Here is a 19661-nt window from a genome sequence, read left to right as displayed (position 1 = left end):
TGATACTAAGGTGTAATAGCCGCCTTCTGAACGCTATCGCCTCCGCAAGACGGCGCCCTGTCCGACGCAGCTTTTGCGCGAAGCCTGGGAGTCGCCGGCGAATGACAGCAATCTTCACGCCCACGAGTCCAGAAGTCGGGCGACTAGTCTCCGGGGAATCGCCAGAGCCGTTTGACAGCGTCCCGGGCCTGATCGCCGTCTTCTCGGCTTCCGGCGATCTTGAGTTCGCCAACAAGCCGGTCTTCGAATTCTTCAACAAACAGCATGACGCATTACGGCATTGGGGTCTGGGTGGTCTGACGCATCCGCAAGATAGGCCGCTCGCCGTGGAATGCTTCAACGCCGCAATCGTGAGCGGCGCTCCCTTTGAATTTGAGGTTCGGGCCCGCCATCGTGACGGCGATTACCGATGGCTTCAGACGAGGGGCGCCCCGCTCAGGGATGCCAGCGGCAGGATCGTCCGCTGGTACAATCTGATGGTGGACATCAACGATCAGAAACAGGCCGAGCAAGCGCTGCGCGAGATCATGGAACGCAGCGGCTTGCAGCTTCGCGATCTCTCCAGTTGGCGCAACCTTTATGCCGCCCTCGGCCGCTTGAGCCGCCGGGAGCGCGAGGTGCTGACGCTTATCATCTCGGGCCGCCTGAACAAGCAAGTCGCCGGCGACCTGGGCATCAGCGAGATCACGGTCAAGGTCCACAGGCGGCGACTGATGCGCAAGATGGGAGCGAGGTCGTTCGCTGAACTTGTCAGCATGGCGACCCGCCTTGGCCTGACGTCCCTCTAAGCACTATCGACCAGACGAAGTAGCCAGGCGCTCAAAGGCCGGATGCCGAAGCTGAAGTTCCGTAACGGGTCGTGAGCGGACCCTCGGCAACTTAAGTTTCATGGCGTCGCGGCTTAGGATTCCATCATGAGAAAGCTGATCGTGGCGGCGGTCCTCGCCGCGGGGCTGCCTCTTCTCGCGGAAGCCGCCGAGTTGGAGGGCGCCGGCCGCTTCTGCGGTTACGCGCCGATAATCGATCTATTGCCCGGCGAAAAAGTCACGACCCTTGAGGGTGGCTTCCATAGCGGGACCTTCCTTTGGGAAGGGCCATTCGGGTCGCTGGATGTGCGCGGCATAGGTTGGGCCAGCCGGCCGAAAGGTCGGATGGTCGAGGCTCAAAACGGCACGAAGCCGGCGAGGTTTGCACAACGTCGAAAGGGCGATCGTTATGAGGTCGCCATCTGGAATGGCGGTCATGGCGCTGCGTATTTCAGCTCGGACAAGCCGTTGAACGCGCACCAGTTGAAAGCCATCAGCCGGGTGCGGCTTTTCGAAGAGGGCCAGGATCCTTCGGGCTGCGCGCTGCGAACGAGGTTTTCCTGGGAGTGAGGCCGCCCCTTACGGAAACAGTCGCTTCGTCGTCCAGCCCTGCCCCACCCGGTCGAAGACCAGGCGCTCGTGCAGGCGGAACGGGCGGTCGCGCCAGAATTCGATCGTGACGGGGACGATGCGATAGCCCGACCAGTGCGGTGGGCGGGGCACCTTGGAGAGGCCGAACTTCAAGCCCATCTCGGCGACCCGCTTCTCCAGGGCCAGGCGGTCGGGCAGCGGGCGCGACTGGTCGCTGGCCCAGGCGCCCAACTGGCTGTGGCGGGCGCGGCTGGCGAAATAGGCGTCGGCCTCGGCCTCGCTGACCGGCTCGACCACGCCCCGGATCCGCACCTGGCGGCGCAGCGACTTCCAGTGGAACAGCAGGGCGGCCTTGGGTTGGCCCTCCAGCTCGCGGCCCTTGGCGCTGTGCGTGTTGGTGTAGAAGACGAAGCCGCGCGGATCGAAGTCCTTCAGCAGCACCATGCGCGAATCGGGCATGCCGTCGGCGTCGACGGTCGAGACGGCCATGGCGTTGGGGTCGTTGGGCTCCTTCTTGCCCGCCTCCTCCAGCCACTCGGCGAACAGGGCGAACGGATCCGCTTCCGACAACAGGGCCGGCGGGACCGCCTCGGTCACCTGGCGGACATAGTCGTCCTCGCTGGGCGAGGCGGGGATCAGGGTCTGGTCGCTCATGACGCTGATATAGGCCCACGATGCGCGGTGAGCCACCTTGACGACGGTCACGCCTGACGCAATCTGAAGGTGATGACGTGGGGGCTTGATCCATGAAGTTGAAGACCCGCCTCGGCGTCGCCCGACTGGAACTGGCCTTGGCGATCTTCATTCTTGCCGGCGCCGTCTGGCTGGACCTCGTCCGCCCCCATGCGGCGAAAACGCCTGCAGGCGTTCTGATCGGTGCGCTCCTTACCGTTCTATTTCTGGCGCCGATATTCGTGATGTCCTGGCGTCGCCTGAAGAAGACCCGCGCGCAGCTCGCCGAACTGGGCCCGGAGGCCGAGCCCTCGGCGGATCTTTGGACGGCGCCGGGAGCCCCGGGCGTTTTCGGCATGATGCTGATCGTCGCGGCCGTGGCCGCCGTTCTGGTCCCCGCGCTGCTGCTGCATCCCTGAAAGTCTTAACTTAACGCCTCGTTGACCATCGCGGCGTCAGGGTCCGGCCATGACCGCCCGTGCCGCCGCCTTGACGCTTTCGGCCGCCCGCGCCCTGCTGGGCGTGGCCGCCGACGCGGGCGAGCGCGAGTTGCGCAAGGCCTATCGCGAGGCCGCCAAGCGCGCGCACCCCGATCGCCCGACCGGCGACGCGGCCCTGTTCCGCGACGTGCTGGCCGCCTATCGCCTGCTGCAAGAGCATCCGTACCAGCCGGCGACCTTTCCGCCGGTCGTGGCCTCGGCCGCGCCGATCGCCGATCGCGTGCTCCTGGAGATCGACATCGCCGTCGCCATTTCCGGCGGGGCCGAGGAGCTGGCCATCGACGGCCGCCGCCTGCGGCTGAAGCTGCCGGCCGGCCTGCGCGAGGGCGACAAGGTCCGCGTCGAGGGCGTGACCTTCGAAGTCCGGCATCGCCCTCAGGACGGGGTGCTGGTGCGCGGCGACGACCTGTGGCTGACCGGCAGGGTCGATCCGCGCGTGCTGGCCGAAGGCGGCCGCGTCGAAGCCGACACCCCGCTGGGCCGTCGTCCCGCCTGGATCTCGACCAAGGCCGCCGCCCGCGGTCTGGTCCGCCTGCCTGGCCAGGGCCTGCCCGCTCGCGCCACGCACAAGGCCGGCGACCTGTTCCTGCGCCTGGAAGCCGCCGAGGCCGGCGCCGAGAGCCCGGCGCGGTCCCTGCTGAAGCGTTTCGCGGCCGCCTGGGCGGCCTGAAATCCTCTCCCCATTCGGAAGATACTCATTACGCACGATCTTTTTTCGAGATCCATGCCTTGAAATTATATCGCACGCGATTAAATCGTTCTCATCAAACTTGAGCAAGGGAGCGACCCCATGACCACCCTCTACACCACCCGCGCCACCGTCGTCGGCGGCCGCGACGGCCACGCCCGCAGCGAAGACGGCCTGCTGGACGTGCAACTGTCGATGCCCAAGGCCTTGGGCGGCAAGGAAACCGGCACGAATCCCGAGCAGCTGTTCGCCGCCGGCTACGCCGCCTGCTTCCAGAGCGCCATGGCCCACGTCGCCCGCACCCAGAAGATCGCCCTCACCGGCTCGACCGTCACCGGCCAGGTCGGTCTCGCCACCCAAGAGGTCGGCTTCAAGCTTGAAGTCGCCCTGGAGGTCGAAACCCAGGGCCTGAGCCAAGCGGACGCCGAGGCCCTTGTGGCCACCGCGCACCAGGTGTGCCCGTATTCGAACGCCACCCGTGGCAACGTGGACGTGGCCATCAGCGTCAAGGCGCTTTAACTAGTAGGTCGATGAGCAAGAAAACCGCGTCTTCCGATCGCCCCGTCGAGGCTCTGCGCCTGGACAATCAGCTGTGCTTCGCCCTCTACGGCGCGGCGAACCGGATGACGCGGCTCTATCGACCATTGCTGGACGCCCTGGGCCTGACCTATCCGCAGTATCTGGTGATGCTGGTGCTGTGGGAGCGAAACCCGCAGACGGTCGGAGCCCTGGGTGAAGCGCTGGACCTGGATTCCAGCACCCTGACCCCACTGCTCAAGCGCCTGGAAGCCGGCGGCCTGGTGGAACGCCGCCGCGACCCCGAGGACGAGCGGCGGGTCATCGTGGCCCTGACCGACAAGGGGCGGACCCTGCGCGATCAGGCCGAGGCGATTCCCGAACAGATGATCTGCGCCCTCGACACGCCGCTGGAAGCGCTGGGCGTGCTGCGCGATCGCCTCAAGACACTGGCGAAATAGCCGGACCGACGGGTCCTACGCCTGCTCGCTTTGGGCCTGCGCCTGCTGGCGGGCGCGATGGACGGCGTGGTCGGCGTCGCTGGTCTGGCGAAGCGCCCGCAGGTCCTCGCTGATCCGGAAGATGGCGACGTAGAACTCGCAGAAGGCGCGCCACAGCAGCACCAGCGCCCCGGCGACCAGCAGGCCGGCGATCAGCACGGGGAAGGCCAGCAGCAGCGAGCCGACGCCCGGCTCCTTCAGCGCCAGGCCCACGGCCGCGCCGACGACCGAAAAGCCGAACAGCGCCACGACGCCCAGGCCGGCCCAATAGATGAAGTGAATCACCGGCCCGGTGACCAGGCGGTCGAACGTCAGCAGATCCCACAAAAGCGAATTGGAACCACGCTTTGACTTATTGGCCGGAGGCATACGGAACCCCAAGACGGCGATGAACGCCTCTTCAGACAAGAGCCTGTCGCGAAACGAACAGGCTTGGGGCCATCGCTACCAGTGACGAGCCCGCTCGGCAATGCCGGGCGGGCTCGTGGTCGCTTCGGGCCGAGAATGGGCCTTATTGCTGCGGCTTGGCGCCGGCGACGGTGGCGTCGATCTGGGCCTTGGTGGCCGTGGTCGAGACGCTGCCGTCAGCGCCCGCGCTCAGGCTGTTGCCCGGCAGGGCGAACTTCACGCCGCCATTGGTGACGATGACGTTGGTCGAACCATCGGCGCCCGTGCTGGTGCCGGTGATCTGGCCGACGGGCAGGCCGGCGGCGTCCTTCACGGCCGAACCGACCTTGAAGCTGGCGACGGTGGCCGAGCTGGGCGTGGCGGCGCTGTCAGCCGGATTGGCCGAAGGCGTCGTGCTCTGGGTGGTGGTCGTGCTGGACGACGGCGTGGTGGTCGTCGTCGTCGACTGAGTCGGCGCCGCCGTGGTCGGCGAGGTCGGCGAGGCCGGATTCGGCGTGGTGGCCGACGGCATGCTCTGCGTCGGCGCGGCCGAGGCCGGGCTCGTGGTGGTGGTCGAAGTGCTCTGGGCGAAGGCCGCGCCAGCGAACGTCAGGGACGCGGCGGCGGCGAGCAGGGCGATCTTGTTGGTCATGTTTCACTCTCCGTCGGGGGCCCCTCCCGGCGGAAACAACGTGACCTTGCCATGACGGTTCCGTCGTCGAGTCGACATCCGACTCTACCGGAGCGCGCCTCGCGTGACCAAAAGCGCCGAAATGTAGCTTTCCATCAACCGCACCAGCTCGTCTTCCAACCGGTCCGGATCCAGGGCCAGATCGCTCTCGATCGTCGCCGCGCGCAGCAGCCCGACGACCGCGTGGGTCAGGACGAAACCGGCCTCGGGCGACAGCGGAAAGCCGAACACCGCTTTGCCGGCGATCGCATCGAAGAAGGCCAGGTGATTGCGCATGACCACATCGTCGCCGCCCTCCTGAGTTAGGGCGTCCAGCAGGGCCCGGCGGGTGGCGGGCGAGCCCTCGAACGCGGTGGCCAAGGTGCGGACGATCAGGCGCACGGCGCCGATCCCGGGCTTCTCCACGCCGGAATTGGCGATGACGATCCGCGCGATGCGGTCGCGGGCCGCCGCCGCCCGACGCTGGGCCAGGGCCGCCAGGATCGCCTGCTTGCCCCGGAAGTACTGATACAGCGTGCCGACGCTGACCCCGGCCCGCTCGGCGATATGGTTGGTGGTCAGGGCCTCGACGCCGCCCTGCTCCAAAAGTTGAAAGGCCGCCTCTAGAATCGCCTCGACCGTCGCCTCGGAGCGCGATTGGCGCGGCGTTCGTCTCGTCTTTTCAGTCACTTGCCGGCGTGCTCCGTTCGGGGCCCGGCCCGGCGGGCAAGGCGAGTAGGCCGATGAACGACGATTACATAGGCTTCGATCCGAGACGAGGGCTCCGACGGGCCGTCACACGAGGATGAACATGCCAACGCCGCTAGAACGGGTCCGCGCCAAGGTCGCCGCGCAGAAGACCGCCCTGCCCGCGCTGTATGGCGATGTGGATTTCGACGCCACGCCCGAGCGCTTCACCGACGATCCCAAGGCCAGCGTCGCGCCGCACCTGGCTCGAAAAGGGGGTCTGGATCCGGACAAGGTCGCGCTGATCAAGGCCTACACCATGCTGGGCGACGTGGTCGCCGACGCCTATGCCGCCCTAATGCCGAAATACGGCTTCCGGCCGCTGATCCAGATGCTGACCACGGCCTGCGACGCCGGGATCGAGGCGGTCCCCGACGCGCCGCCGGAGCTTGCGGCCTTCATCGCCGACATGGAGCGCGCGCCCGACTGGGTGGACATGGACCTTGTGCGCGAAGGCCAGCGCCTGGACCGCAACGCCGCCGCCAACCTCGGGCCGTTCGCGATCCGGGGCGCGTTCATCGCCACCTTCATGAACAAGTACGCCGCCCTGCCCATGGCCCTGACCGGGACCCTGTCGAACGACACGGCCGCCCGCCGGGTCAACGAGACGGCGACCTTCTTCACCACCACCCTGTTGCCGGGATCCCTGGAGCGCCACGGCGCGGGCTTCCGCGCGGCGGCCATGGTGCGGCTGATGCACTCGATGGTGCGGTTCAACGCCCTGAAGCGCTCGGACCGCTGGGACGTGCGCGTCTATGGCATCCCGATCCCGCAGGTCGACCAGATGCCGGCCGGCCTGATCCCGATCTTCCTGATGAGCTACAAGATCGTCGCCCAGGGGCGGAAGACCTTCACCGCCGACGAACGCGCCCGGGTCGAGCTGGCCCGCTATCGCTGTTTCCTGCTGGGCCTGCCCGAGGACCTGCTGGCCGACACGCCACAGGGGGTCGTGGACACGATGAACGCCCGCAGCGGCACGCTGCGCGCCGGCTTCGACGACGCCACCTGCGGCGAGCTGGTCCGGGCGACGCTGAACGCCTATCTGCCGCCCGACGAGCGCCCCGAGAACCGCCTGTTCGACAAGGTCGAGCGCCGCTTCTCCAAGGTGTTCTTCCTGCGCAACTTCATGAACGGCGACCTGGCCGCCGCCCGTCGGATGGGGGTCGAGATCGGGCCGCGCGACTTCATGATGTTCGGCCTGGTCGCCCTCCTGGTGACCAGCCAGCTGATGGCCTATCGCTTCGCGCGCAACGTGCCGGGCGTCTCCGATCTGGCCGACGCCCACCTGGTGGCCAAGCTGAAGCGCCAGCTGAAACGCTACGGCCACGCGGAGTTCACGTCGGATGCGGAGAAATACCGCCCGGCCGGGACCGCCAAGCCGGCCGCGGCCTAGAAATCCAGCTCCATCCGGGCCCCGGCGACGCGCGCGGTGTAGTCGCGGTCGCCATCCGGCAGCGGCGTGGCGTCCTGGTAGGCCAGGACGCCGGCGTTGAGGTTGAAGCGCAGATACTCGACTGGCTGCCAGATCAGGGCCGCCAGCCAGGCGGCCTGCCGGCCGCCGACGATCCCCCGGTCGTTGAGGTCCAGATAGTCGTAGCGCACGTTCAGCTGCAGCGCGCCGACGCCGCCCACGCCGAGGGGCCGCGACGGCTTGGCGCGGTCGAAGATCCCCCCCTTGTAGCCACGCGTGTCGTTGGTCAGGAAATAGCCCAGCTCGACATAGCCGCCGAGGAAGCGCGGATCGGGCCCCGTCCTGGTGTCGGCCTCCAGGCCGTGAACCTCCGCCGCCCCGTGCCAGCGGCCACGCACGAACGCGGCCTCGACGCCGTAGTGGGTCTCCTCGCGCACGGCCACGGCAGAGGTTCCGATCAGCCGGCTGTTGCTGGTGTGCAGGTAAGGCCGCTGGCGGTAACGCGTGGCGGTGTCGGCCACCCGCCCCAGGTTTCGCCAGTGCGCCGAGCCGCCGAAATGCAGCTGGGTCTCGCCCAGCTTCGGCGCCCAGACCACCCGGCCGTCCAGGCCATGGCTGTTGTTCTCGTCGCCGCCGGCCGGGCCGTCACTGGCGTTGGAAAGCGCTGTGATGTCGTCGGCGAACAGGCCCGCCTGCAGCAGCCAGCCGCCGTTCTCGTACTGGGCCGACAGCCCCAGGCGGCGTTCGAAGTTGAAGGCGTCGGTGAAGGCCGCCCGCTCCATGAACGAGCCGGAGGTGTCGCCGGTCAGCTCGTCCAGCGACTGGAACTGGTTCTGGTTGCCAGCGGCCAGCAGCCACGGCCCGGTCTTGTAGGTCACGAAGGTGTCGACCAGGTCGACGGCGTTGTCCGACAGCTCCAGCTCCAGCTTGTAGGCGATGCCCGCGCCCAGGCTCCCCTCCCCGCCCAGGCGGATACGGCGCATCTCGGACGCGGTTCCAAGGCCTCGGTCGGCCAGGCCGCTGGGCGCGTCGACATGGCCGAGGTCGGCCTGGATGCGCCCCTTGGCCTTGAAGGTCTTGCCGCCGGCGGCGGCGAACTGCGGAGCGCCCTTCCAACTGATCTGCGTCGCCGGGGCGGCCGGCTTGGCCGGAGCCTCGACGACCGCGGCGACCGGCGGCGGCAGTGGCGTCGGCGGCGGCGCGGTGCGCGACAGCCCGGTCGCCGCGTCCAGGCGGCTTTCCATGCGCTGGAGTTGCGCCCTCAGGCTGGCGATCTCGGCGCGAAGGGCGGCGGCGTCCTCGGGACCAAGGGTCTCGCGCGCCCAGGCGGGAGCGGCAAGCAGGCAGAGCCCCGTCGCGCCCAGCGCGACGAGCGACGTGGTCGGATGCAAAACATCACCATCGAACGAACTACCTGCCCGCCCTCAATGAGACATTTCGGTGAAGGTTTCACGACAACGGTGATCGATCGGCGAAAAAGCCGCTTAGACCATGCCCACCGTCTTCAGGCGCGCCCGGGGGTGGATCTCGTTCTGGCTCATCACCACGGTCTGGCCGCGGAAGCGTTCGATGATCGAGCGGACATAGGGGCGGATGCCGGGGCTGGTCAGCAGCACGGGGGCCTCGCCAGCCAGGGCGGCGCGTTCGAAGGCGTCGCGGACGCCGCGGATGAAGTCCTGCAGGCGCGAGGGCGGCAGGGCCAGCTGCTTGTCGTCGCCGGGGCCGATCAGGGCCTCGGCGAAGGCCTGCTCCCAGTCGGCCGACAGGGTGATGATCGGCAGGGCCCCGTCGTCGGCGCGGTTGGCCCAGCACAGCTGGCGGGCCAGGCGCGCGCGGACCTGCTCGACCAGCTGGGTGACCGAGGCAGTGTGCGGCGCGGCCTCGCCGATGCCTTCCAGGATCTGCGGCAGGTCGCGGATCGAGACGCGCTCCTTCAGCAGCGACTGCAGCACGCGCTGGACCGTGGTGGCCGTGGCCGTGCCGGGGATCAGGTCGTCGACCAGCTTGCGCTGGCTTTCCGGCAGCTCCTTCAAGAGCTTCTGAACCTCGGCGTAGGACAGCAGGTCGGCCATGTTCTCCTTGAGGATCTCGGTCAGGTGCGTGGTCAGCACCGTGGCCGGGTCGACGACCGTGTAGCCGCGGAAGGTGGCTTCCTCGCGCAGGTCGTCGGCGATCCAGGTGGCCGGCAGGCCGAAGGCGGGCTCCCGCACATGCTCGCCGGGCAGCTCGACCTGGCCGCCGCGCGGGTCCATGGCCATCAGGCTGCCCAGGCGGACCTCGCCGGCCCCGGCTTCCATCTCCTTGATGCGGATGGCGTAACCCTGGTTGGCCAGGCGCATGTTGTCGAGGATCCGCACCGGCGGCATGACGAAGCCGAACTCGCCGGCCAGGGTCTTGCGCAGGGCGCGGATCTGGTCGGTCAGCTTGCGGCCGTCCAGGTCGTTGATCAGGGTCAGCAGGCCGTAGCCCAGCTCGATCTTGACGTCATCGATGGCCAGGGAGGCGCTGATCGGCTCTTCCTCGGCCTCGGCCGGGGCGGCGGCCTCGAGGGCGGCGGGATCGATCTGTTTGGGTTTCTTGGCGTCCTGGACCCGCTTGTAGGCCAGCGCCCCCGCGCCCAGCGACAGGGCCGCGAACGGGATGATCGGCATGCCCGGGATCAGGGCGATGATGCCGGCCGAGGCCGAGACCATGCCCAGGCCCGCCGGGTTCATGGCCAGTTGGGTGACCAGGGCCTTGTCGGCCGAGCCTTCGACACCGGCCTTGGACACGACCATACCGGCGGCGATCGAGATGATCAGGGCCGGGATCTGGCTGACCAGGCCGTCGCCGATGGTCATGATGGTGTAGGACGAGGCGGCCTCGCCGATCGGGATCTTGTGCTGGACGACCCCGATGATGATGCCGCCGACGATGTTGATGCCGGTGATGATCAGGCCGGCGATCGCGTCGCCCTTCACGAACTTGCTGGCGCCGTCCATGGCCCCGAAGAACGTGCTTTCCTGCTCCAGCTCCTTGCGGCGGACCTTGGCCATCTCCTGGTCGATCAGGCCGGTCGACAGGTCGGCGTCGATCGCCATCTGCTTGCCGGGCATGGAGTCCAGGGTGAAGCGGGCCGCCACTTCGGCGATCCGGCCCGAACCCTTGGTGACGACCATGAAGTTCACCACCACCAGGATGATGAAGATGATCACCCCGATGACGAAGTTGCCCTGCATCATCAGGTGACCGAAGGCCTCGATGACCGCGCCGGCCCCGCCGGTGCCTTCCTGGCCGTGGCCTAGGATCAGGCGGGTCGAGGCCACGTTCAGGCCCAGGCGATACAGCGTCGCGACCAGCAACACGGTCGGGAACGAGGTGAATTCCAGCGGCTTCTTGATCAGGATCGCCGTCATCAGGATCAGCACGGAGCCGGTCAGTGAGATGGCCAGCAGCAGGTCCAGCAGGATCGGCGGAACCGGCAGGATCAGCAGGACGATGATGCCCACGACGCCCAGCGCCAGGCCCATCTCGCCACGCAGGAAACCGTCCAGCAGCGACTTGGCGCTGGGGACGGACCTGGCGGCTGTCGGGGCGGCGGCGTCGGCCATGCTGAACCTTGAACCGTGGATGGAAAGCTAGACCAGCGCTTGAAGCGATTTGCGGTCCGCCGCCATCTCCTTAACCAAAATTAGCCATGTTCGGCGCCGGACGGATGGTCGCGGCGCCGCGACATCTTGACCGCCTAAGCGGCCGCGCCGATCCCGCCCTGCGGCGGCGGAACGGGGATGCCGGCGTCGCCGTATTCCTTGAGCTTGTTGCGCAGGGTGCGGATCGAGATGCCCAGGATGTTGGCCGCGTGGGTGCGGTTGCCCAGGCAGTGCTCCAGGGTGTCGATGATCAGCTTCTGCTCGACCTCGGCGACCGTCGAGCCGACGAAGGTGCGCGACACCGCGTCGGCGGCCATCTGGGCGCCGCGAGCCACCGCCGCGTCCGGCGACGGGGCCGACGCCATCTGCTGACCGTCCGGCAGGCGGATGGCGAACTCCTCGATCTCGGCGCCGGTCGACAGCAGCACCGCGCGGTGCATGGCGTTTTCCAGCTCGCGGACGTTGCCCGGCCAGCGGTGGGCGATCAGGCGGCGCTTGGCCTCGGCCGAGATCGGCTTTTCGGCCATGCCGTTGGCGGCCGAGTACTTCTTCACGAAGAACTCGCACAGGCTGATGACGTCGGCCGGGCGCTCGCGCAGCGGCGGCAGGCGCAGGTTCACGACGTTCAGGCGGTAGAGCAGGTCTTCCCGGAACGTGCCGTCCTTCACGGCCTGGGCCAGGTCGCGGTTGCTGGTGGCCAGGATACGGATGTTGACCTTGACCGGCCGCGAGCCGCCGACGCGGTCGATCTCGCGCTCCTGGATGGCGCGCAGCAGCTTGGCCTGCAGGCGCACGTCCATTTCCGAGATTTCGTCCAGCAGCAGGGTGCCGCCGTCGGCTTCCTCGAACTTGCCGATGCGGCGGGCCATGGCGCCGGTGAAGGCCCCCTTCTCGTGGCCGAACAGCTCGCTTTCCAGCAGGTTCTCGGGGATGGCGGCGCAGTTGACCGAGATGAACGGCGCCTTGGCCCGGCGGCTCTTGCCGTGGACGTAGCGCGCCATGACCTCCTTACCCGAACCGCTTTCGCCGGTGATCAGGATCGAGGCTTCGGACGGGGCGACCTGGTCGGCCAGCTTGATGACCTGCTCCATGGCCGGGTCGCGGACGACCATCGGCTTGTCGTCGTCGGCCACAGCGGCCAGGACGGCGGCGATCAGCTCGGCGTCCGGCGGCAGCGGGATGAACTCCTTGGCGCCGGCCTTGATGGCCGCAGCCGCGCGCATGGGGTCGGCGTCGACGCCGCAGGCCACCACCGGCACCCGCATCCGCTCGGCCTCGTTGGCCGCGATCAGGCTGGCGATATCCAGCGCGTAGTCGACCATCAGGAGGTCCGCGCCCTGCCCCGCGCGCAAGGCGTTGGTCGCCTGCTCCGCCGACTCGACGTGCGAGACCTTCGCGCCCGCGTTCATCGCCATCTTCACGGCGACCGAGAGCTGCCCGTTCAGTTTTCCGACGACCAGAAGCCGCATAATCCACTCTCCCGCGAGATCCCCTGACCGGAAGACCTCAATCTAAGTTTCGAACCCGAGCGATCAGCTCTGGTCGCCGTCCTTGATGATTTCCGTCATGGTCACGCCCAGGCGCTCGTCGACGACGACGACCTCGCCCCGGGCGACCAGGCGGTTGTTGACATAGATGTCGATCGCCTCGCCGACCTTGCGGTCCAGCTCCAGGATCGAACCCTGGTTCAGTTGCAGCAGCTGCGCGACCGACATGTGGGCGCGGCCCAGCACGGCCGATATGTTGACCGGCACGTCGAAGACCGGCGCCAGGTCCGACGCGGTCTTGTCGCTGAGCTCGACCGGCATTTCGGAGGCCAGCATCGAGCCTCCGAATTCGTCGAGCGGGAGATTGTCTTCGGCCATCGGACTTCAGCCTTCTCAGGAGAACAGGGGTTCGGCGTGGAGGCCTTCGGCGGCGATCGCCGCCTCCAGCGCTTCGGTGACGCGTTGGGCCGCGCCGTCGGGATCGAAGGCCGCGCGGCCCTCGCCCCAGTCGAAAGTAAAGGCCGCCGGGGCCATGGCGCCGTCGGCGCGGGCGACGATCTGGCCCGGATAGCCGATCTGGGCGGCGACATGCTCCAGCGCTTCCTGGGTGCGGCCTTCCAGCTCGGGCGAGACGCGGACGAAGATGCGCGGCTGGGCCTCGACCTCGCGGGCTAGGGCCTCCAGGGCCGCCGTCACCGGCGCTTCGGGGAAGTGGTGCAGGGCCGCGTCGGCGATCTTGCGGGCGCAGGCCAGGGCCAGCATGGCCGAGCCTTCGCGGTGCTCGTGGGCCACGTGGGTCAGCGCCCCGAAGGCCTCCTGAATGGCGTGGGCGACCTCGGCCAGGGCGTTGGCGGCGTCCCGCTCGGCATGGGCCACGGCCGAACGCTCGCCTTCCGCGTAGGCCTGGGCCTTGGCGGCCTCGAGCTCTTCGGGGGTGAAGCTCTTCTTCACCTTGGGCGGGGTGTAGGCGACGCCGCCGCGGTCGTCGAAGACCGTGTCGAAGCCGAATTTGCGAGGGGTGTCCATCATGCCATGTCCCTCAGTAGATCAGCTCGTCGTCGCCGCCGCTGCCGGCCAGCATGATCTCGCCCTTGGCGGCCAGGTCCTTGGCGACCTGGACCATGCCCACCTGGGCGGCGTCGACGTCCTTCAGGCGCACGGGGCCCATGCTCTCCATGTCCTCGCGCATGATCTTGGCGGCGCGTTCCGACATGTTCGAGAAGAACAGGTCGCGCAGCTTGTCCGAGGCGCCCTTCAGGGCCAGGCCCAGCTGCTCCTTCGGCGTACCGCGCAGCAGGGTCTGGATGCCGCCCGGGTCCAGCTTCGACAGGTCCTCGAACACGAACATCAGTGCGCGGATCCGCTCGGCGGCCTCGCGGTTGCGCTCTTCCAGGGCCGCGATGAAGCGAGCCTCGGTCTGGCGGTCGAAGTTGTTGAAGATCTCGGCCATCATCTCGTGGCTGTCGCGCTTGGACGTGCGCGCCAGGTTCGACATGAATTCGGTGCGCAGGGTCATCTCGATCTTGTCGAGGATCTCGCGCTGCACGGGCTCCATCCGCAGCATGCGGGTGACGCATTCCAGGGCGAAGTCTTCCGGCAAGCAGGCCAGCACGCGGGCGGCGTGGTCGCTCTTCACCTTGGACAGCACCACCGCGACGGTCTGCGGGTATTCGTTCTTCAGATAGTTGGCGAGCACGGCCTCGTTCACGTTGCCGAGCTTGTCCCACATAGTTCGACCCGCCGGACCGCGGATCTCTTCCATCAGCTGGTCGACCTTGTCCTGCGGCATGAACGACGCCAGCAGGCGCTGGGTCTGCTCGTACGAGCCCATGATCGCGCCGGTCGAGCTCATGCCCGAGACGAACTCGACCAGCAGATCCTCGACCACGCTGGCCGAGACCGTGCCGAGGCCGGCCATGGCCTGGGAGACTTCCTTGATCTCCTCGTCGTCCAGGGCTTCCCAGATCTTGGTGTGTTCCTCACCGAGCGCGAGCAGAACGATCGCGGCCTTTTCCGGCCCCGAAAGGTTCTTCAGATCGGTGACGGCGGCTTTCATGGCCATCAGTTCGACTCGTGCAGCCAGTTACGGAGGATCGCGACGGACTCCTCCGGATGCTTCTCGACGAACTCCGAGACGCGCTTGATCGACGAGGCCTTAACCTGACCCTCGATCTTGGCGATGTCGATGCGCGAGTCGATGTCGCTGGCCGGGCCGGCGATGGCGATCGGCTCGCCGCTTTCGTCGACCACGACCTGTTGCTGGGTGCCGTCCGACAGAGTGACCATACGGGTCACGGCCGGGACGCCGCCGGGACCGGCCAGGGCCATCTGCACCGGCGCGGGCTCGACCAGGTTCTTGATGAACGGACGGACCGCGAACAGCAGGATCAAGAGCGCGACCACGCCCAGGATGCCCAGCTCGGCGAAGCGCATGATGTCGTTCTTGTCGAAGCCCGCCAGCAGGCCCTGCTTTTCCAGACCCTGGTCCTCGGGCTGCGGGAACTTGATGTTGGTGACCTTGACCTGGTCGCCGCGGGCGGCGTCGTAGCCGACGGCGGTCTTCACCAGTTCCTCGATCTGCTGGATCTCCTGGGCGGTGCGCGGGGTATAGGCGCCGGGCTTGCCGTCCTTGCCCATCGGGGCGGTGACGCCGTCGATGGCCACGGCCACGGCGACCTTCTTGATCGTGCCGGGCTCCTGGACGGTGGTCTTCACCGACTTGGAGATCTCGTAGTTGGTGACGGCGCCGGTCTCGTTCGAGCGCGAGCCCAACTGTTGGAAGCCGGCGTTGGCGCCCTGGCCGGGCACGTTCGAGGTCGCGGTCGTGCCCGAGGTGTCGTCGTTCTTGGTTTCCGAGGCGCCCGACTCGTTGGTGCTTTCCGAGCGGACGACTTGGCCGTCCGGATCGAAGCGCTCTTCCTGGGTGGTGACGCGGTCCAGGTTGATGTCGGCGGTGACGTTGACGCGGGCCTTGCCCGGGCCGAGCACGCCTTCGATCATGTCCTTGACCGTCTTGGCGATGCGGGCCTCGGCCTCGGTGCGGCGGTCCTGGGCTTCCTTGCCGGCCAGGCTGTCGTCACTGGGAGCCGACAGGGTCTTGCCGTGCTGGTCGATGACCGTGACCTTCTCGGCCTTCATGTTCGGGACCGACGAGGCGACCAGGTTCTGGATGGCGCGGACCATGTCCGAACCCGGCTCGCGCGAGCCGACGCCGACGGTGACGGCGGCCGACGGCTGCTCGGCGTCCTCCTCGAACAGCTGGCGCTTGGGCAGCACCAGGTGAACGCGGACGCTGTTGACGCCCTGCATGGCCTTGATCGTGCGTTCCAGTTCGCCCTGCAGGGCGCGCTGGCGGTTCAGTTGCTGGACGAAGTCGGTCTGGCCCAGCGCGCTGCTGCCGTCGAAGATTTCGTAACCGATGGAGCCGGAGCTGACCAAGCCCTTGCCGGCGACCATCAGACGGGCGCTGGCGACCTTGTCGCGCGCCACCATGATCGTCGAGCCGTCGCCCTTGGTCTCATACTTAATGCCGGCCTGGTCGAGGGCCTGGGTGACCTGGGACGCTTCCTTCAGGTCCAGGTTGGAATACAGCAGCTCATTGGGCTCCTTGCCCATGAACATGACGAGGGCCACCAGGACCGCGACGACGCCGGCGCCCACGCCGAGCATCGCGGCCAGACGCCCGACGCCGAACTGCTTGATCGAACCCAGAAAGCTTTCCACGAAGCCCCACCCCTGATCCCAACTCCTCCACGAGGAGGAACCGACACGCGAACGAGAACCGCCCGTCGGTAGGCAGGATTTACCCAGTACAAGGTAAACGAGGCGTTTATATTTGGGGGTCGGAAGGGCTTCCGGAGGCGCCAAAACGTCGCGGCCGCCCCCTCTCGGGAGCGGCCGCTGAACGTCTTCAAACCCTTTTGGCCCAAGGCCTTGGGGATTTTCAGGTCCGAAAGAGGGTGGTCAGATTAACGCACCCCCTCACGGGTCTTAACGGTACTGCTGGATCCGGGTGGTCCGCAGACCCGCCAGGCCGTGCCGGTCGATCGACTGCTGCCAGGCGAGGAACTCCTCGTTGGTCAGCTTGTAACGATCGCACGCCTCGTCCAGCGAGAGCAGGCCCCCGCGGACGGCGGCCACGACCTCGGCTTTGCGACGGATCACCCAACGCTGGGTTTCCGGCGGCGGCAAGTCGGAGAGAGTCAGAGGCGCACCGGTCGGACCGATGACGTACTTTTCACCCCGGCTGTTCGTGCGCTGCTGCTGCAACATGGCTTTACGCCTTTCCACAACCATCACTGTTGGGACCCACCATAGGCGCCGCCCAATAACATCGGCTTAATTCCAATAGTAAAGAAAGGCCTAAACAAGGCAGCGCCCAAGCAGTCCGCAGTGTCTCAGTGTGAAACATAAGAATTAAAGATCGTTAATCCCTAGGATCAGCGCTTAATATTCAGAAGTTCTTCAAGCATCTGATCTGCGGTCGTGATGATTTTCGACGAGGCCGAGTAGGCTCGTTGCGTGGTGATCAGGCCGGTGAACTCAGTCGACAGGTCGACAGTCGAAGCTTCCAGAGTCGAGGGAGCCAGTGCACCCGCGCCGCCCTGGCCCGGAGCCTTCAGGCTGTAGGTGCCGCTTTCGTTCGTGACGCGATAAGCGTTACCGTTCACGCCCTTCAGGCCGTTCGGGTTGCTGAAGGTGGCTACGGCGACCTGGGCGATCCGGCGCGTGACGCCGTTGTCGAAGATCGCCGAGACATAGCCCTGATCGTCGACCTCGATGTTGGTCAGGTTGCCGAAGGCGGTGCCGTTGGTGTTGACCGACTGGACGACCGACTGGCTGTTGTACTGGGTCAGGCCGCCGGCGGCGCTGGCCAGGTCGATCTGGACGTCCTGGGTGTCGATGCCCAGGCCGTCGGCCCAGGTCGGCGGCGTCACGGCCGGCGGGGTGGCCGGGGCCGTGCCCGAGGCCTGGATCGTGATCGAGGTCGGGATGGTGCCGCCGAACAGGTTGCCGGTGCTCTGCAGCTTGCCGTCGGTGGTGAAGCTGACGATGCCCGTGCTGATCTGGCCGTTGCTGTTGTTGGCCAGGTCGCCCGGCTTGGCGCGCAGTTCGGCGTACCACTGGTTCGGGCCCGGGCCCTTCAGCAGCGACAGGGTGACGGTGCGCTGGCCGCCCTTGGAGTCCGACAGCGGGATCTGGATCTCGAAGTCCGGCTTGACGCCCTTGGTGTTGTCCTTGGCGTAGTCCGACATCGACCAGGTGCTGGGGTCGTACAGCTTGCCCGACACCACGTCGGCGTCGTCGGCGCCGGCGGAGGTGATGCCCAGGTCGATCAGGTTGATCGTGTCACCGGCGGCGTTGATGCGGGTGTTGGTGGTGCTGCCGGCGACCGGCGAGGCGCCCTTGTAATCGATGGTCGAGCTGATGATCTCGTGGGTCGCGGGGTCATAGCCCACGGTGCCCGTGGCGATGATCACGCCGTTTTCCTTGATGTCGACCTGGTACTCGTTGTTGCCCGAAGCCGCAGGATTGGCCAGGCCCGTCGAGCTGTAGACGACGTCATAGTTGTGGCTGACGCCGTTGGAGTCGATGACGTTGGTCTTCGACGCCGTGCCGGCCGTGCCGACCTTGTACGAGACGGCCGCGGCCACCGGCTGTTCCGAGCGCAGGTTGGCGTTGACGCCGACGCGGGTGGTCTTCTCGGCCGTGCCGCCGACGGTGCCGACGTTGATCGACGACAGCTGCATCAGGTCCGACGGGTCGGGCGTGATCGCGCCGGTGACCGGATCGGCCAGCCAGCCTTGCAGATAGAGGCCAGCGTCGTTCTTCAGATAGCCCAGGTTGTCGAGCTGGAACGAACCGGCGCGGGTGAACGAGCGGGTGTCGGTCGCCGTCAGGTTCTCCGGCTTTTCCGTGGTGACGAAGAAGCCCGAGCCCGAGATCGACAGGTCCAGGTTCGACGTCGTCGACTGGGTCAGACCCTGCTGGCTGATGAACTGGTGGGTCTGGGCCTTCACGCCGCCGGCGCTGTAGGTCTGGTTCTTCGAGCCCGAGGTGACCAGGGTCGAGAAGTTGGCGCTGGAGCGCTTGTAGCCGACCGTGTTGACGTTGGCGATGTTGTCCGAGATCGCGGCCAGGGCCGAGGAGTTGGCGATCAGGCCGGAGACGCCGGCGAGCATGGCGCTGTTGATGCTCATGACTGAATTCCTGCTTTGAAGGGGTTCGAGGGTTCAGCGCTGTTTGCGTTTGGATCCCGGGGAAGACCGTCTTCCGGGGACCGCGTCGGCGTCATTCTGACGCCCGTTCGATCGGTGAATTGTCGGTAGAGGATCAGGCGGCTTCTTTGTCCGCCGCGGTGTTGTTGTTCGAGGCGACGGCGGTGATGCCGATGACGCTGTCGACCGGGATCGACTGGCCGTCGACGATGACCATCGGCGAGCCGGTGGAGTTGTCGACCGCGGTGACCAGGCCTTCGGCGCGGCCCTTGATGTTCGTGGCCTTCAGGTCCTTGCCGTCGGGGCCCTTGGCGGTCACGGCGATGGTGTAGACCCCGCCGTCGGCCAGCTGGGCCCCGCTGTCGTCCTTGCCGTCCCAGGTGATGGTGTGGGCGCCGCTCTTCTGGTCGTCCGGCTTCAGGGTGCGAACCACCTTGCCGGCGGCGTTCTTGACTTCGACCGTCAGCGAGGTCGAGGCGCCGGGCTGGCTCCACGAGAAGGTCGCCTTGCCGTTCTTCAGGGTTGAGTTGTCGGTGGTCGCGGTGACCTGCTTGCCGATCATGTTGACGCCTTCCGACAGGCCCGTGCCGGTGTTCATGCCGACCAGGGCGGCCAGCAGGTCATTGGTGACCAGCTGCTGCTCGACGCCGGTCATCGAGGTGATCTGCTGGGTCATCTGGGTCGTGTCGGTGGGCGACAGCGGATCCTGGTTCTTCAGCTGGGTGGTCAGTAGCTTCAGGAACGTCTGCTCGTTGTTGGCGAGCGACGAGCGCGAATTGTTGATCTTGTCGAGGACCGACGAGGTGTTCTGCGACGAGACGGCCGTGGTCATGGCGCGA

The 19661-nt window shown here is 67.2% G+C and carries 21 protein-coding genes; 7 read left to right on the top strand and 14 right to left on the bottom strand.

Annotation, left to right across the window (positions count from 1 at the left end):
• Nucleotides 1-101: 101 nt before the first annotated feature.
• Nucleotides 102-788, top strand: coding sequence for a LuxR C-terminal-related transcriptional regulator (locus tag MZV50_RS06305; RefSeq protein ID WP_252633564.1), 687 nt, complete (start codon nt 102-104; stop codon nt 786-788).
• A gap of 126 nt (nt 789-914) precedes the next feature.
• Nucleotides 915-1376, top strand: coding sequence for a hypothetical protein (locus MZV50_RS06300; RefSeq protein WP_252633563.1), 462 nt, complete (start codon nt 915-917; stop codon nt 1374-1376).
• 9 nt (nt 1377-1385) lie between these two features.
• Here MZV50_RS06300 and pdxH read toward each other — a convergent pair whose 3' ends face one another.
• On the bottom strand, nt 1386-2051 hold the full coding sequence (gene pdxH, locus MZV50_RS06295; RefSeq protein WP_252635193.1) for a pyridoxamine 5'-phosphate oxidase: 666 nt from the start codon (nt 2049-2051) through the stop codon (nt 1386-1388).
• 92 nt (nt 2052-2143) lie between these two features.
• Between pdxH and MZV50_RS06290 the strand changes: the two genes are divergently transcribed.
• From MZV50_RS06290 to MZV50_RS06275, 4 genes are all read left to right on the top strand, one after another.
• Nucleotides 2144-2488, top strand: coding sequence for a hypothetical protein (locus MZV50_RS06290; protein ID WP_252633562.1), 345 nt, complete (start codon nt 2144-2146; stop codon nt 2486-2488).
• A 49-nt stretch (nt 2489-2537) separates the two neighbouring features.
• Nucleotides 2538-3239 (top strand): DnaJ domain-containing protein, encoded by a 702-nt coding sequence (locus tag MZV50_RS06285; protein WP_252633561.1) that lies wholly within the window; start codon nt 2538-2540, stop codon nt 3237-3239.
• A gap of 120 nt (nt 3240-3359) precedes the next feature.
• Nucleotides 3360-3776, top strand: a complete 417-nt coding sequence (locus MZV50_RS06280) for an organic hydroperoxide resistance protein (RefSeq protein WP_252633560.1) — start codon at nt 3360-3362, stop codon at nt 3774-3776.
• A gap of 11 nt (nt 3777-3787) precedes the next feature.
• Nucleotides 3788-4234, top strand: coding sequence for a MarR family winged helix-turn-helix transcriptional regulator (locus MZV50_RS06275; RefSeq protein WP_252633559.1), 447 nt, complete (start codon nt 3788-3790; stop codon nt 4232-4234).
• 15 nt (nt 4235-4249) lie between these two features.
• On the opposite strand, the gene MZV50_RS06270 is transcribed toward MZV50_RS06275, so the two are convergent.
• From MZV50_RS06270 to MZV50_RS06260, 3 genes are all read right to left on the bottom strand, one after another.
• Nucleotides 4250-4654 (bottom strand): DUF4282 domain-containing protein, encoded by a 405-nt coding sequence (locus tag MZV50_RS06270; protein WP_252633558.1) that lies wholly within the window; start codon nt 4652-4654, stop codon nt 4250-4252.
• Nucleotides 4655-4784: 130 nt separating this feature from the next.
• Nucleotides 4785-5312, bottom strand: coding sequence for a hypothetical protein (locus tag MZV50_RS06265; RefSeq protein ID WP_252633557.1), 528 nt, complete (start codon nt 5310-5312; stop codon nt 4785-4787).
• 84 nt (nt 5313-5396) lie between these two features.
• Nucleotides 5397-6020 (bottom strand): TetR/AcrR family transcriptional regulator, encoded by a 624-nt coding sequence (locus MZV50_RS06260; protein WP_252633556.1) that lies wholly within the window; start codon nt 6018-6020, stop codon nt 5397-5399.
• 121 nt (nt 6021-6141) lie between these two features.
• On the opposite strand from MZV50_RS06260, the gene MZV50_RS06255 reads away from it, so the two are divergent.
• Nucleotides 6142-7470, top strand: a complete 1329-nt coding sequence (locus MZV50_RS06255; protein WP_252633555.1) for an oxygenase MpaB family protein — start codon at nt 6142-6144, stop codon at nt 7468-7470.
• Here the strand turns inward: MZV50_RS06255 and MZV50_RS06250 are convergent.
• The 10 genes from MZV50_RS06250 to MZV50_RS06205 all read right to left on the bottom strand — a co-directional run bounded on the left by MZV50_RS06250 (nt 7467) and on the right by MZV50_RS06205 (nt 19654).
• Entirely contained in the window at nt 7467-8879 is a 1413-nt protein-coding gene (locus MZV50_RS06250; protein ID WP_252633554.1) for an OprO/OprP family phosphate-selective porin, read from the bottom strand. The two genes, MZV50_RS06255 and MZV50_RS06250, sit on opposite strands and share 4 nt — an antisense overlap.
• Before the next feature lie 93 nt (nt 8880-8972).
• The gene (flhA, locus tag MZV50_RS06245) at nt 8973-11078 is read right to left on the bottom strand and encodes a flagellar biosynthesis protein FlhA (RefSeq protein WP_252633553.1); all 2106 of its coding nucleotides are present in this window, start codon (nt 11076-11078) and stop codon (nt 8973-8975) included.
• A 134-nt stretch (nt 11079-11212) separates the two neighbouring features.
• A complete protein-coding gene (gene flbD, locus MZV50_RS06240) occupies nt 11213-12586 on the bottom strand; it encodes a sigma-54-dependent transcriptional regulator FlbD (protein WP_252633552.1) in 1374 nt (457 codons plus the stop codon).
• Nucleotides 12587-12649: 63 nt separating this feature from the next.
• Nucleotides 12650-12982: a flagellar motor switch protein FliN gene (gene fliN, locus MZV50_RS06235; RefSeq protein WP_252633551.1), complete on the bottom strand. Its 333-nt coding sequence runs from the start codon at nt 12980-12982 to the stop codon at nt 12650-12652.
• Nucleotides 12983-12997: 15 nt separating this feature from the next.
• On the bottom strand, nt 12998-13633 hold the full coding sequence (locus tag MZV50_RS06230) for a FliH/SctL family protein (protein WP_252633550.1): 636 nt from the start codon (nt 13631-13633) through the stop codon (nt 12998-13000).
• 10 nt (nt 13634-13643) lie between these two features.
• Nucleotides 13644-14666, bottom strand: a complete 1023-nt coding sequence (gene fliG, locus MZV50_RS06225) for a flagellar motor switch protein FliG (protein ID WP_252633549.1) — start codon at nt 14664-14666, stop codon at nt 13644-13646.
• Nucleotides 14666-16327, bottom strand: a complete 1662-nt coding sequence (fliF, locus tag MZV50_RS06220; protein WP_252633548.1) for a flagellar basal-body MS-ring/collar protein FliF — start codon at nt 16325-16327, stop codon at nt 14666-14668. The genes fliG and fliF overlap by 1 nt, the downstream gene beginning before the upstream one ends.
• Nucleotides 16328-16594: 267 nt before the next feature.
• Complete coding sequence (gene sciP / locus MZV50_RS06215; protein ID WP_047410412.1) at nt 16595-16876, bottom strand: CtrA inhibitor SciP; 282 nt, start codon at nt 16874-16876, stop codon at nt 16595-16597.
• Between the two features lie 167 nt (nt 16877-17043).
• Complete coding sequence (gene flgE, locus MZV50_RS06210) at nt 17044-18804, bottom strand: flagellar hook protein FlgE (RefSeq protein ID WP_252633547.1); 1761 nt, start codon at nt 18802-18804, stop codon at nt 17044-17046.
• 133 nt (nt 18805-18937) lie between these two features.
• Entirely contained in the window at nt 18938-19654 is a 717-nt protein-coding gene (locus MZV50_RS06205) for a flagellar hook assembly protein FlgD (RefSeq protein WP_252633546.1), read from the bottom strand.
• Nucleotides 19655-19661: the final 7 nt, after the last annotated feature.

It is taken from the genome of Caulobacter segnis, from assembly GCF_023935105.1.
Taxonomy (GTDB): Bacteria; Pseudomonadota; Alphaproteobacteria; order Caulobacterales; family Caulobacteraceae; genus Caulobacter; species Caulobacter segnis_B.
The sequence above is the reverse complement of the archived record's forward strand: the minus strand, read 5'-3'. Positions and strand labels throughout refer to the sequence as shown.